At 65.4% G+C, this 14652-nt stretch carries 8 protein-coding genes; 5 read left to right on the plus strand and 3 right to left on the minus strand.

The genetic code is table 11. The annotated features are described in order from the left end of the window. Positions 1-11: 11 nt before the first annotated feature. From AC1MEK_RS14565 to AC1MEK_RS14575, 3 genes are read right to left on the minus strand one after another with little or no spacing between them, the layout of a single operon-like run. Positions 12-1616, minus strand: coding sequence for a DHA2 family efflux MFS transporter permease subunit (locus tag AC1MEK_RS14565; RefSeq protein ID WP_480396980.1), 1605 nt, complete (start codon positions 1614-1616; stop codon positions 12-14). Next, positions 1613-2749, minus strand: coding sequence for an HlyD family secretion protein (locus AC1MEK_RS14570; protein ID WP_480396981.1), 1137 nt, complete (start codon positions 2747-2749; stop codon positions 1613-1615). The genes AC1MEK_RS14565 and AC1MEK_RS14570 overlap by 4 nt, the downstream gene beginning before the upstream one ends. A 6-nt stretch (positions 2750-2755) precedes the next feature. Next, a complete protein-coding gene (locus AC1MEK_RS14575) occupies positions 2756-3298 on the minus strand; it encodes a winged helix-turn-helix transcriptional regulator (protein ID WP_480396982.1) in 543 nt (180 codons plus the stop codon). A 310-nt stretch (positions 3299-3608) separates the two neighbouring features. On the opposite strand from AC1MEK_RS14575, the gene mnxG reads away from it, so the two are divergent. The 5 genes from mnxG to AC1MEK_RS14600 all read left to right on the plus strand — a co-directional run bounded on the left by mnxG (position 3609) and on the right by AC1MEK_RS14600 (position 14646). Further along, the gene (gene mnxG / locus AC1MEK_RS14580; RefSeq protein WP_480396983.1) at positions 3609-9455 is read left to right on the plus strand and encodes a manganese-oxidizing multicopper oxidase MnxG; all 5847 of its coding nucleotides are present in this window, start codon (positions 3609-3611) and stop codon (positions 9453-9455) included. A 179-nt stretch (positions 9456-9634) separates the two neighbouring features. Further along, a complete protein-coding gene (locus AC1MEK_RS14585) occupies positions 9635-11593 on the plus strand; it encodes a cytochrome D1 domain-containing protein (RefSeq protein WP_480397034.1) in 1959 nt (652 codons plus the stop codon). After that, positions 11590-12237 (plus strand): SCO family protein, encoded by a 648-nt coding sequence (locus tag AC1MEK_RS14590; protein ID WP_480396984.1) that lies wholly within the window; start codon positions 11590-11592, stop codon positions 12235-12237. Before AC1MEK_RS14585 ends, AC1MEK_RS14590 begins: the two co-directional genes overlap by 4 nt. A gap of 248 nt (positions 12238-12485) precedes the next feature. After that, the gene (locus tag AC1MEK_RS14595) at positions 12486-13076 is read left to right on the plus strand and encodes an SCO family protein (protein ID WP_480396985.1); all 591 of its coding nucleotides are present in this window, start codon (positions 12486-12488) and stop codon (positions 13074-13076) included. A 10-nt stretch (positions 13077-13086) separates the two neighbouring features. Beyond that, positions 13087-14646: an ABC transporter substrate-binding protein gene (locus tag AC1MEK_RS14600; protein WP_480396986.1), complete on the plus strand. Its 1560-nt coding sequence runs from the start codon at positions 13087-13089 to the stop codon at positions 14644-14646. Positions 14647-14652 lie beyond the last annotated feature (6 nt).

Genomic DNA, 14652 nt, shown 5'->3' on the forward strand with positions numbered 1-14652 from the left:
AGGTGTGCATATCAATGGGCGTCCGCAGAAGGTGCGGCCGGTGGCGTGACCTTGCGCATCAACGGGACCATGATCACGGCAACGATGAAGCAGACCATGATCGCCAGAAACGCATCGGAGTAGGTTTGCGTCTGGGCTTCGCGGTAGGTCAGCAGCCACAGCTGGTGCAGGGCCGAGTTGCTGGCGTCGGCGGCGTTCTGACCCAGGGCGGCGAAATTGCCGGTAACGGTGCTCAGCCAGTTGTTCATGGCTTCGTTGCTGTAGTTCAGGTGCTCGGCCAAGTGGGTGAAATGCTGGTTGGTGCGGTCGTTGAGGATCGTGGCACACGCCGCGATGCCGATGGCGCCGCCCAGGTTGCGCATCAGGTTGAACAGCCCCGAGGCCTGTTTGAGCCGCGAAGGGTGCAGGCTGCCCAGGGTCAGGGTCACGGTGGGCGGTACCGCCATCTGTTGGGCGAAGCCGCGAATGGCTTGTGGCAGCAGCAGTTCATGGCCGCCCCAGTCGTGGGTGATCGGCGAGAAGTCCCACATCGACAGGGCGAAGAGCGACAGGCCGAACATCATGATCCAGCGCAGGTCGACCCGGTTGGCGAGAAAGCCGTAGACCGGAATCGCCGCCAGCTGAAACACGCCGGTGGAGAAGATCGCCTCGCCGATGTCCAGCGCGCTGTAGCCGCGTACCCGGCCGAGGAACAGCGGGGTCAGGTAAATGGTGGCGAACAGGCCGATGCCGGTGACGAACGAGAAGAAACAGCCCAGGGCGAAGTTGCGGTCCTTCAGTGCGCGCAGGTCGACCACCGGGTTGCCCACCATCAGTGTGCGGCCGACGAAGGCAAGCCCCGCAAGGCCCGACACCCAGGCGGTGGTGAGGATGGTCTGGTCGCTGAACCAGTTCCAGCGCGGGCCTTCTTCCAGGGTGTATTCCAGGCAGCCGAGAAACAGCGCCAGAAACACCATGCTGATGTAGTCCGCGCCCCTGAGCAGCTTGAGGTCCATCGAGTCAATGTTGACCAGGATCGGCACGGCGATGGCGACGAAAATCCCCGGCACCAGGTTGATGTAGAACAGCCAGTGCCAGGACGACACGTCAGTGATCCAGCCGCCGATCACCGGGCCCAGGGTCGGGGCCAGTGAGGCGATGGCGCCGATGGTGGAGGCGGCGATGACCCGCTGTTTGCCGTTGAAGAACATGAACGCCGAGGTGAACACCATCGGGATCATCGAGCCGCCGAGAAAACCTTGCAGGGCGCGGAAGGCGATCATGCTCTGGATGTTCCAGGCCAGGCCGCAGAGCAGGCTGGTGAGGGTGAAGCCCACCGCCGAGGCGCAGAACAGCCAGCGGGTGGAGAACACCCGGGCCAGCCAGCCGGACAACGGAATCACCACGATTTCGGCGATCAGGTAGCTGGTCTGCACCCAGGCGGTTTCGTCGGAACCGGCGGACAGGCCACCGCCGATGTCACGCAGCGAGGCGGACACGATCTGGATGTCCAGCAGGGCGATGAACATGCCCAGGCACATACTGGCAAAGGCAAAGACCTTGGCGGCAGTCGCCATGCTCGCGGCATCTACCGGGCCCTTTGGCTTGCCTGCGGATACGGCGATGGCGGTGCTCATTGCCCGGTCTTCCCGCCAGCGGTGCTGGCGACTTCAGTGGACTTTGCGTCGGCTTTGGTATTGACCTCGGCGATCACCGACAGGCCCGGACGCAGCTTGCCGAGGGTGCCGTCTTCGCCGTCCAGATAGACCCGCACCGGCACCCGCTGGACGATCTTGGTGAAGTTGCCGGTGGCGTTTTCCGGCGGCAGGACGCTGAACTGCGAGCCGGTGGCCGGGGCCAGGCTGTCCAGATGGCCGTGGAAGACCTGGCCGGGCAACACGTCGGCTTCGATGGTCACGGCCTGGCCGGGGTGCATGTGAGTCAGCTGGTCTTCCTTGAAGTTGGCGTCGACCCACAGGCCTTTGGCCGGGACCACCGACACCAGCTGAGTGCCAGCGGCGGCATAGGCGCCGACGCGGGCGCGGCGATTGCCGATCACGCCGTCCACCGGAGCGCGCAGTTCGGTGTAGCCGACGTTGAGCCGGGCCAGGTCGCGTTCGGCTCGGGCCTGTTCCAGCGCCGCGCGGGCTTGCAGTTTCTGGGTCGCGATCACGTCCAGCTGGCGCTGGGAGGCGAGCATCGAGGCCTGGGCCTTGGCGCCGTTGGCCTGGGCGGTCTTGTAGGTGGCGTCGGCGCGCTGGAAGCTTTCCACCGACACCGCTGAGCGCGCCGACAACGTCTGGTAACGCACCTGATCGTCACGGGAGCGCACGGTTTCGGCGTTGGCCGCATCAATGCCAGCCTTGGCCTGGCTGACCACTGCGTGTTGCAGCTGTTCGGTGGCGTCCAGATTGGCCAGCAGCGCCTCTTGTGCGGCAACCGCGCCTTCGGCCTTTTTCAGGGCGGCGAGGTAGTCGCGGTCGTCGATTTTCACCAGCAGGTCACCGGCGTGGACGAACTGGTTGTCCGCAACCTTGAGCTCGGTGATGTAGCCCGCAACCTTCGGCCCGATGACAGTGACGTCACCGCCGACATAGGCATCGTCGGTGGACTCCATGAAACGGCCGACGCTCCACCAGTGGCTGGCGAACCAGACGCCACCGACCACGGCGGCGGCCCCCAGGGTCAACAGGATCAAGCGTTTTCCCCGAGCGGGTGTTTGCACGGTGGCCGCGGCTGCGGGCTCGGTGATGGTCTGTGGCTGGTTCATCGCGGATTACCTGTCGATCGAAAGGGGTTGAGTGGGTTTGAGGGTCTGGCGATAGGCCTCGCGGCGGGCGCGGCCGGTCTCGACGCGCCAGGCCGAAAGGCTGCTGGCAGGGCCCAGGTACCGCAGGCTGTGGTCGAGAAAGCTGATGCGCTTGCCGGTGTTGGCGTCGGCCAGGGTCAGGTCGACCGGCTGGCCGCTGTGATCGTCGAACAGCTCGACGCGGGTGCCGTTGGGGGCGAAGTGCTTGTTGCCCCACTTCATCATGGTCAGCACCACCGGGCGGAAATCGCGGCCGCGCTCGGTGAGCAGGTAGTCGAAGCGCGGCGGGTGTTCGCTGTAGGCGCGGCGTTCGATCAGGCCGGATTCGATCAGGGCGTTGAGCCGGCGGGCCAGGGTGCTGGTGGCGATGCCCAGGCTTTTCTCCAGTTCGTCGAACCGGCTCAGGCCATAGGACAGGTCACGCAGGATCAGGATGTTCCACCAGTCGCCCACGTGCTCCAGGCTCAGGGCGATGGGACAAGGCATGTCGGCGAAGCTTTTCTTCTTCATGACCATGATCTCCGGCGCTGGGTGGCTTTGAAATTATGGTCGTAATCTATTCTTGTGACTTTCATTATGCAAGTGACTATTTAGATAGAAGCGATAGGCGGTGCGAGCCCGGCAAAGGGCTGCAAAGCTGATTGGGGATTACCCCCACTTGCGGGGAATGGGGCGGCGAAACCCTGGGCATTCCCCGGAAACTGAACGAAATCCATGGTCAAGTGCTTGATTTAATTGAACCTGATCCACTGGCACGGACGTTGCTCAACGCACTGCATGTGCAGTTGTGTACCCGATCCGTTACGGAGGACCCGTTACGATGAACCGGCTCAAGTCATCTCGCCTGCTCAATTTCATTCTGTCCGCCGGCGCCTTGTTCGCCGTCGAGGACGTCGTCGAAGCCGCCGTGCGCTGCGAGCGCAATCTGGTGGCCAATATCGTGGCCCTGGATCAACCGCTGATGTACAACCGCCTGGGTGCGCAGAATGCCAACGGCATGATCTATGCGCTGCGTGGCGACGTGGTCGACGAAAACAATGTGCTGCTGACCCAGGGCGGTGTCGCAGTGCCGGGCAAGGTGACGTTGCGCCCGGACAAGCGTCCGCGGCCCATGGTGCTGCGCGTGGCAGCGGGGGATTGCCTGACCATCAGCCTGCAGAACCTGCTGGCGCCCCAGGCCAACCCGAACAGCAGCGGCTTCGACCCGGAAGAGCCGGAAGGCGAAGAGGGTGAAGAGGACGAAAACGAAGCGCCCCATGTCGGTGGAGGCATGCCGCCGGAGTTCGTGGTCAACGATCAGGTCGCCGAGCGCTTCGTGGGCTTCTCGGTCAACGGCATGCAGGCGGTCAACAGCATTGCCGACATGTCGTCCAACGTCGGGCGCAACGGCAATTTCCTGGTCGCGCCGGGCGGCACCCGCTCCTACACCCTGTACGCCGAGCGCGAAGGGGCGTTCAACGCCAACAGCCAGGCCGCGACTTTCGGCAGCGAAGGCACCTCCGGCAACATGGCCAACGGGCTGTTCGCCCAGGTAGTGGTGCTGCCCAAGGGCGGGCGCGCCTATCGCAATACCCTCAATGAAGAAGAAATGCGCCTGGCCAGTGTCGGCCGCGCGCCCACCGGGCAGCCCATCGTCGACTACGAAGCACGCTACCCGCAGCGCCAGCCGTGGATCACCGAAGGCAAGGCCGGCAAACCGATCGTCAATATGATCAACGGTAACGAGATCATCAACAGCGAAACCGACGCGCTGGTGATGGGGCCGAACACCGATGGCAGCTTCCCGCCGTCGACCTATCCGCTGGAAAGCATCGGCAAGCGCAACCCGGCCTTACCCAACCGGCTGGAGCCGTTCCGCGACTTTGCCGCCGTGTTCAACGATGAAACGGCGGTGACGCAAGCCTTCCCCGGTTACTTCGAAGACCCGGTGTTCGGCCACATGCTGCAGCCGACCCGCGACACCTTCATGATCAACTACGGCGCAGGCGGTATTGGTGCCGAAGTGATCGCCAACCGCTTGGGCGTGGGGCCGATGCATGACTGCCTGTCGTGCGCCTATGAAGAATTCTTCCTGAGCTCCCACACCGTCGGCGACATCGGCATGCTGGTGGACGTGCCGGCCAACGTCGGCCTGGAGTCGATCCTGCCGGGCCAGGTGCCGCCCAGAGAGGCCACCGGGATCAAGGCGAGCATGGCGCTGTATCCGTCGGAGCCTTCCAACGTCAACCACAGCTACATCGGTGACCTGGTCAAGATCCGCAACACCCACAACGGCAAGGAACAGCACATCTTCCACCTGCATGGGCATCAGTGGCTGTACAACCCCAATGACGACAACTCCGACTACATGGATGCCCAGGGCATCGGGCCGGGCGTGGGCTACACCTACGAAATCGCCAACGGTGGTTCGGGCAACCGCAACCGGGTGTCGGGCGACGCGATTTATCACTGCCACTTCTATCCGCACTTCGCCCAGGGCATGTGGACCATGTGGCGGGTGCACGACGTATTCGAAGAAGGGACCCGGCTTGAGGTGTCTCAAGCGAGCAACGACGGGTTCCACACCACTCCGTTCGCCTTGCGCAGCGGTAAACCGGCGGCGGGTGCCCGCGCTTTGCCGGACGGTGAAATCGTTGCGGGCACACCAATTCCGGCCATCGTGCCGCTACCGGGCAAGGCCATGGCGCCGATGCCGGGCAAGGTCGCCGTGGTGCCCAAGCTGGGCGAGCTGGTGGCGGCCAATGACGAGGATGAAGAGGGCGATGACGACCCTCCAGGCGAAGGCGGGCAGAAGGTCATAGGCTCCGTGGTGCTGGTGGATCGCAGCGAAGCCAACCGCAACCCTGACGGCTCGCTGAAAAACCCCGGCTATCCGTTCTGGATCGGCGGCATGGAAAGCACTGTCGGCCAGCGTCCGCCAACCCCGCCGCTGGACATGCTCGATGCCGCCAAGGCCACGGCCCTGCGCAACAGCGGCAATTCCCTGTGGGCCAACCTCGACCCGCTGCAATCGGGCGGCTGGGACGGCGGCCTGCCGCGCCATGCGCTGGACGGCGTCTCGGCGGGCGGTGAGGCCGAAGTGGTGACCACGGCGACCGATCTGTCCAAGGTCGTGCACAAGGCCAAAGCCGTGTTCATGCCCGAAGAAGGCACCGACGTCGAACAGGCGGCCATGCGCTTCCACGCCAAGGCCGATCACCCAAGCTTCGCGCTGCTGCCGGGCAAACAGTTCGTGGCCAAGGCCTTCCGCACCAATGGCGCCTTGCCGGTGGCCGGTGCGCCGTTCTATGAGCCATGCATGGACGATCAGGGCAAACGCCTGACCACCCTGGCCGGGGCCGGGATGTTCAACAGCGGCGAGACCTTGAACAGCATGTCGTTCAGCGGCTCGTCGCAGTACACCGCCGACAAGCCGCGGGTCTACAAGGCCGCCAACCTGCAGTTCGACGCGGTCTACAACAAGGTCGGCTATCACTTCCCCCAGGCGCGCATCCTGGCGCTGTGGGAAGACGTCTGGCCTGTGGTCAACAAGCAGCGACCACCAGAGCCGCTGGTCATGCGCATGAACACCTTTGACTGCGTGATGTACCAGCAGACCAACCTGATTCCCAACATCTACGAGCTGGACGACTACCAAGTGCGCACGCCGACCGACGTGATCGGCCAGCACATCCACCTGCCCAAGTGGGACCTGACCGCTGCCGACGGCTCGGCCAACGGCTGGAACTACGAGGACGGCCTGCTTTCGCCTGCCACTGTGGTGGAGCGCATCCACGCCATCCGCCTGTTCAACCAGTGCAGCGAAGCCGATCCGCGGGATGGCACTCAAGCCTGTCCGAAGGCCAAATCTCATCCATATTTCGGCCAGTTCGGCCGGGCCGACTGGATGGGCGCACGTACCGCCATGCAGCGCTGGTTCGCGGATCCGGTGATCAATACCCGTGGCATCGACCGCGGCCTGGGCACCATCTTTACCCACGACCATCTTGGCCCATCGACCCACCAGCAACTGGGCCTGTACGCCACCGTGCTGGCCGAACCGGCCGGTTCCACCTGGTTCCATTCCGAAACTGGCGAGCAACTGGCCAGTGGCGCGCGGCAGGACGGCGGCCCGACCTCCTGGCAGGCGGTGATCAACACCGGTGACCTGGACGGCGACGGCAAGAACGACAGCTACCGCGAGTTCTTCCTGGAATACAGCGACTTCGTGCATGCCTATGAGGCGGGCGTGTACGTCGGCGCCGGGCCCAATGGCGTGCCCAACGCCCAGGCGTTCCCGGCCACCGCCAACAGCTTCCGCTACGCGATCAACCCGCCGGGGCGCAAGGACGCCGAGAACCTGCTCGAATCGGTGCTGGAAGTGGCCGGCGGCGTGCTGCCCGGTTGCGCCCAACGGCCGTGTCCGCAGGCGATCTCCGTGGAAGACCCGGGCATGTTCGTCGTCAACTACCGCAACGAGCCATTGGGGCTGCGCATCTATGACCCCAACCGTACGGCGCCTGACGGCAAACCGGGGATGCAGGCCAATGGTCTGGCCGGCGATCTGTCCTATGCTCTACAGACCCGCACCGACCGGGCGATCCCGGCGCTGAATCTGGCGCCCAGCGCGATCACCCAGGCCAGCGGACCCACCGGCGGCGTCACCCAGTTCCCACCGCACATCAACCGTGGCGGCGACCTGCCGGGCGATCCATTCACACCGATGCTGCGCACCTACACCGGCGATAACGTACGTCTGCGGGTGCATGCCGGCGGCCATGAGGAGGAGCACAACGTGACCCTGCACGGCGTCAAGTGGCTGCAGTCCGGCACCGGGTTCGGCAACAGTTCCAACTCGGGGTGGAAATCCTCGCAGATGGTGGGCATCTCCGAGCAGATGGGCTTCAACGCGCCGATCGCCACCATGTCCAGCGCGGCCAGCGACACCGGCGACTACCTGTACGCCATGGACGCGGCGCTGGAAGGCTACTGGAACGGCATGTGGGGCATCATGCGCAACTACGGCGCGCAACGTAATGACCTGATGGCGCTGCCCAACAACCCCAAACCTGTAATCGGGCGCAACACCACGGCCTTCGACGGCGTCTGCCCGCGCTACACCGCCAACGCCAGCGGCGTCGGCACCCGGCCGACCGTGCAGCGCAATTTCGAAGTGGTCGCGGCGCTGGCCAACGACATCCTCGCCAACCCCCTGGGTCTGACCATCGGCGATGCCGCCGGGCAGGGCCAGCACGTCGGCGCGCCGTTGAATCCGGCGGGCGGCACCTTGGTGTTCAACAAGCGTGCGGTGACCATTCCCCAGGCGACCGTGACCGATCCGGAAGACGGCCTGTCGTTCACCATCGGCGGGCAGTCCGGGCCGCTGCACGATCCGACCGCGATCATGTATGTGCGCAAGGCCGATCTGGACCCGATCACCGGCAAGCTCAAGGCGGGCGTGCCCATCGAGCCGCTGGTGCTGCGCGCGGCGGCAGGGGACTGCATCAACCTCACTCTGGAAAACCGCCTGCCAGCGGCCATGCCTGACCTGCCGAACGTGGCGGTCATGGCCGGCACGGTCAAGCGCGACCGCAATAGCGGACAGGGCTCGACCACCTTCAACAACAACCTGATGCGGCCGTCCAGCCATGTCGGCATCCACGCCCAGTTGCTGGCCTACGACATCAGCAAGTCCGACGGCGTGAACGTCGGCATCAACCCGGTGCAGACCGTCGCCCCGCGCGCCGGCACTTCCGGCCCCTGGCCGAGCAAGACTTACCAGTACTACGCCGGCCATCTGGAACGCGAAGGCAAGCCGGTGTCGCAACTGGGCCGTGCGGTGGACAACATCAACGCCACCCCGATCGAGTTCGGCGGCTTCAACCTGACGCCATCGGACCTGATCAAGCAGCCACAGAAAGGCCTGGGCGGGGCCATGGCGATCATGCCGTTCGGTTCGACCTGGACCGAAGACAGCCGCTCGCGCGCCAACGCCACGGTCAATGTGACCGGGCAGACCGCCTACCGGGATTTCATGCTGGTGGTGCAGAAGTCGCTGAACATGCGCTGGGCCAGCGGCCGGCCGGTGCACAACATCGCCTCGGAAGGGCACGGCATTCCATCCGATCCGAAGGACAACTCGGGGATGGCGCTCAACTACCGCACCGAGCCTATGTGGTACCGCTTCGCGATGGCCCCCGATGCGCCGTTCGGCCACGCCGACGGCCACGGCCTGGCCGATGTGCCCAACGCGCACATGGCCTACAGCAACGCGCTGGTGGGCGGCGATCCGCAGACCCCGGTGCTGTACGCCAAGCCCGGGCAGCCGCTGCGCATGCACATGGTCATGCCCGGTGGTGGCAGCCGCGGTACTACCTTCCAGCTGGACGGGCATGTGTGGCCGACGCATCCGTTCCAGGCCGAGAAGTCCGATGCCGGCGGTTATCCGATGGGCCCTTCGGGCATTGGCTCGGTGCGCTTCGCCTACAACCCGATGTCGATGTACGTCGGTGCCCAGGAAAGCGTGCTGCCCGCCGCGCACTTCAGCTTCATGCTGCCCAGCGCGGGCGGGGCCAACGCGGTGGCGGGCGACTACCTGTTCCGTGACTACGCAGGCTACGGCAACCTTTCGGGGCTGTGGGGCATCCTGCGCGTGACCAACGATCCAGAACCTGCCACGCCGCAATAGGCCGGGCAGGGGTTTGAAATGACCAGACGAAGCGGCAGGCCCTTACAACAACATCCGGCCTGCCAGCCACAACTCAAGCGGAACCGGCGCGACGGCGCGGTTCCTCCAGGGGGTGCAGCGTGAACGGATGGATCAGAGGCGCTTTTGCAGGCGGCGCGTTGGCGGTGACGCTGTCGCTGATGGGGCACTCGGGCGATACCCCCCGGGATGCCGACCCGGCGCTGGGCACCGGAGAGCCACCACCCGCTGTCCCGGTGATTGCCAATGACCGGCAAGTCAGCCGCAATGGCGTGACGGTCAAATTCGAAGCGCGCCCGTTGAACAGCGGCCCGCTGACCGAAGGCATGTTTGCCGACGTGCGCTTCAGCGTGACCGACACGGCTACTGGCCAACCGTTGCCCGGCATCGCGCCGGGGGCCTGGCTGGACCCGAGCGTGGCCAGCGATCAGTCGACCAACCGTGACCAGCAGTGCAAATCCCGCGTGGGGCTGTACCTGAAAAGCACCATCGGCGCCCGGCCGTTGCTGGACCTGAACAGCTATTTCCTGATGGTGTTGAACAAGGACGCCAGCGCCACGGTGATCGACCCGACGGTGTCGGTCGGCGGCATCACCAGCACCATGAGCCGCATCGCTTTGAAACAGCCGGGCGGGGACTGGACATCGACCCAGGACGACAAGCGCGTGTTCGTGTCGATGCCCAGCGCCGACGAAGTGGCGATCATCGACGCCGAGAAATTCAACGTGCTGCTGAGCCTGCCGGCCGGCACGCGGCCCCTGCGCCTGGCGCTGCAGCCGGACGAGCGTTATCTGTGGGTCGGCAACAACGCGCCCAACGAATCGGCCAGCGGCGTGACGGTGATCGACACCCAGACCCAGAAAGTCGTGAGCTTCGTGCCGACCGGGCTGGGCCACCACGAAATCGCCTTCAGCAAGGACTCGCGCTACGCCTTCGTCAGCAGCCGCGACGCGGGTACGGTCAGCGTGATCGACATCGCCAGCCTGAGCCTGGCGAAAACCCTGAAAACCGGCTTGCATCCGCTGTCCGTGGCCTATTCGCCACTGTCCGATGCGGTCTACGTGGCCGACGGTCAGGACGGCTCGATCACCGTGATCGACGCGAACAGCCTTGAGGTGCGCAAGGTGATCGCCGCGCAGCAGGGGCTGGGCCCGATGAACTTCAGTGAAGACGGGCGCTTCGGCTTTGTGCTCAACACCTTCAACAACCGTGCGGTGGTGATCGATGCGTCCAGCGACTCGGTCATTCATAACCTGGAAGTCTCCCCCGAGCCGTTCCAGCTGACCCTGACCCAGAAGTACGCCTACATCCGCGGCCTCGCTTCGCCGCGGGTGACCATGATCAACCTGGCGAGCCTGGGCAAGGACCGCCAGCCGATCCTGCAATCCTTCGAAGCCGGGCCTTCGGCACCGCGGCTGGCGGGGGATCTGCCGCTGGCCACCGGCCTGACCCAGGCGCGGGACAACGACGCGGTGTTCGTGGTCAACCCGGTGGACAACACCACCTATTTCTACGCCGAAGGCATGAACGCGCCGATGTCCGGCTACCTCAACCGCGGCAGCGCCGCGCGCGCGGTGCGGGTGATCGACCGCAGCCTGCGCGAGGTGGAACCGGGGGTCTACAGCTCGCGGGTGCGCCTGCCCAGCGCCGGCAGTTTCGACGTGGCGTTCATGATCAACCAGCCGCAGCTGATTCACTGCTTCACCGCCCAGGTCGAGGTCAATCCGGCGCTGGAAAAACGCCTGGCCGTGCCGCGGGTGGCGTTCCTGCTGGAACGGCGCTTCGAGCCGGTGGGGCAACTGGTGCCGATCCGCATCCGCCTGGTGCATGGCCGCGGCGATCAGCCGATGACCGGGGCCAAGGACGTCTATCTGCGCTACTTCCTGGCGCCCAGCTCGCGGCCTCGCGAAGTGCTGGCCACCGAAATTGGCGACGGCATCTACGAGGCCAAGGCCGATCTCTCGGAAACCGGCGCCTACTACCTGCACGTGCGTTCCGAGTCGCTGGGGATCAAGGCCAGCGAGCAGTCCTACGCCAGTCTCAGGGTCATGCCGGTGGATCAGTCGCCGGTGCACCTGAGTAACCAAAGCCCGTCCGTTTCCGACAGGATCACGCCATGAAAACGCTGCTCGGTTTTTCGTTGTTGGCCTTGCTGATTGCCCAGGGATCTTCGCTGGCGCTCGCCCATGGCGGCGCTGATCATGCGCAGCACAACAAACAGGTGACCCAGGAAAACGCCGTGGTGCGTTTCGCCGATGTGCCGCTGACCAACCAGAACGGCCAGCCGGTGAACCTGAAGCGCGATCTGGTCGAAGACCGCATCGTCGTCATGGGGTTTGTCTATACGACTTGCACCACGGTGTGCCCGGTGGTCTCGGCGATCATGGCCAAGGTGCAGAAACAGCTGGGGGCCAAGGTCGGCAATGACGTGCAGATCGTCTCGATCACTGTCGATCCCCTGCGTGACACTCCGGCGCGCCTGCTCAGCTATGCCAACCGCTTCCAGAACGGCCCGGGCTGGGCCTGGCTGACTGGCACGCCCCAGGCGATCAACGAAACCCTCAAGGGCCTGGGCACCTGGACCGCCGACCCGGCCAACCATCCACCGCTGATCATGGTCGGCGACGGGCGCAGCAGCCACTGGACCCGCTACTACGGTTTCGCCGACCCGGCGCAGCTCGTTGAACGGGTCGAGCAACTGCGCGCCGATCGCGTGGCCAAGCCGGTCAAGCACGGCACCTATGTGATGGGGGATCAGCCATGAAGAGCTTTTCTCTGCTTCTGCCCGGAGGGCGTGGGAGCTGCCGGGGTGGCGTCCCACCTTGCCCGCGATCTGCCGGGAACCGGCAGCAAACCCGGCTGACTCATTGGTTCAGGTACATCCGAGGTGCCTGGCCTGACTGCCGGTTCCCGGCAGATCGTCAGCAAGCTGGACTCCTACGGCCTTCGGCCAGAATCAAAAGCCGATTTGTGTTTGCTCAACGCGCCGCTGTGTTGCTGGCGTTCGCTGTAATGGCATTCGGGGTTCACGCCCACGACGCCCACGAACAACCCACCCTGGCCAAGGCTGCACCGGTGCAGGTGGCGCCGCCGTCCAGTGGTACCCATGACGCACTGACGTATTTCACCGACACGCCGCTGCTCGATCAGGACGGCAACACCGTGCGTTTCTACAGCGACGAGCTCAAGGACAAGCTGGTGCTGCTCAACGTGGTGTTCACCCATTGCGACGAGGCCTGTCCGCTGATCACCCGCAAGCTCAAGGAGGTGCGCGAGGCGATGGGCGAGCCGCTGGCCAGCAAGGTGTATTTCATCACCCTGACCAGTGACCCCAAGCGCGACACGCCCGAGGTGCTCAAGGCGTTCGCGGCCAAGCACGGGGTCGACGGCCCCAACTGGCGGTTCCTGACCGGCACCCAGGAGCAGATGGACCTGGTGCTCGGCCGGCTGGGCCACATCATCCCCAGCCCCGAGCAGCATTCCACGCAGTTGATCGTCGGCGATGTGGCGACCAAGCGCTGGGCGAAGATCCGCCCGGATGCGCCGGTCGATGCCATCGCCCAACGCTTGCAATTCCTGACCCTGCCGCTGGCAGGGCGTTGAGGAGTCCACCATGAAGTCCTCGCTGGCGCTGTTGAGCCTGCTGTGTTGCCTGACCGGAACAGCCCATGCCCTGGAGCTGAGCCCGGCCGAGGCCGCAGGAAAGCGCCTGTACCGCGAGGGCATTTCCGAGAGCGGGGCGCAGGTGTCTGCGCGCATCGGCCTGTCGGGCACCACGGTGTCGGCGGCCAGTGTGCCGTGCGCCGGTTGCCATGGCGGCGACGGGCGCGGGCGACCGGAAGGCGGCGTGCGCCCGCCGGACATCACCTGGCGGCGGCTCAGCACGCCTTATGCGCAACAGATCCGGGCAGGGCGCAGCCGACCGCCGTACAGCGAAAGCGGGTTCTCCCACGCGGTGGTGGAAGGCATCGATTCGGGCGGCCAGGCGCTGGATCCGGCGATGCCGCGCTTCGTCATGTCCAGCCAGGATCAGGCCAATCTGCTGGCCTACCTCAAGCGCCTGGAAGACGACGCCGACCCCGGCGTGCAACCCAAGGCCCTGCGCCTGGGCACCTTGCTGCCGTCCGAAGGCGCGCTGGCGCCGTTGGGCGACACGGTGGCGGCGGTGTTGATCGGTGCGCTGACGGCGATCAACGACGCCGGCGGCATCCATGGCCGTCGTCTGGAGCTGGAAATCGCCGACCCGGGCCCCGACGCTGCCAGCGCCGAGCTTGCCCTCAAGCGGCTGTCCGGGGAAAAAGGCGTGTTCGCCCTGATCTCGCCGCTGGCCCCGGCGCTGGACAGCCGCCTGGCCGGGCTCTTGGAGCAGGCGCATTTGCCGCTGGTCGGCTCGGTCTCGCTGCTGGGGCTGCAACAGGACAGCCCGATGATCTTCGAGCCGCTGCCGGGCATGAGCGGGCAACTGCAGGCGCTGGCCGACTACGCCGCCGCGCACCTGAACCTCGCGCAGCAGAAGGTGCTGGTGGTCTATGAGGACAGCGAACTCGAACGCGCCCAGGCCGAATTGCTCAAGCAGCACCTCAATGCCCAGGGCTGGAGCGACGTCAATCTGCGCGAGTACGTGGCCGGTGGCGGGCTGGCCGGGGACGTCACGGCGGACAACGCCAAGGGCGTGTTCTTCCTCGGTCGCGCCAGTGACCTGCGGGCCATGGCCGAGGCGCTGCAACAGGCCAGACAGGCGCCGTATCTGTTCGCTGCCTCGGCGCAGGCGCCCGGCGACGTCTGGCAACTGCCTGTGGCGTTTTCGCGCAAGTTGTTTCTGGCCTATCCGTTCGTGCCCAGCGACTGGACCGACGAAGGCCGTGCGGCACTGGCCGACGTGCGCCAGCGCAGCGGCTTGAACGGTCAGTACGCGGTGTTGCAGGTCGACGCCTGGTGTTCGGTGTTGCTGGTGGCCGAGGCATTGCGACAGATCGGTCGTAATCCCGCCCGCGAGCCGCTGATCAAGGCCCTGGAAGGTTTGCACGATGTGAAGACCGGGCTGACCCCACTGTTGGGGTTCGGGCCGGGGCAACGGTTGGGCATGTCGGGTGCCCATGTGGTGACCGTTGATTTGCAGCAGCAGCGCTTTGAACTGATCAGTCCCTACGTCAGGGTCAATGCTGCCAATTGAAGTGAG

The sequence above is a fragment of the Pseudomonas sp. 2 genome, from assembly GCF_056627435.1.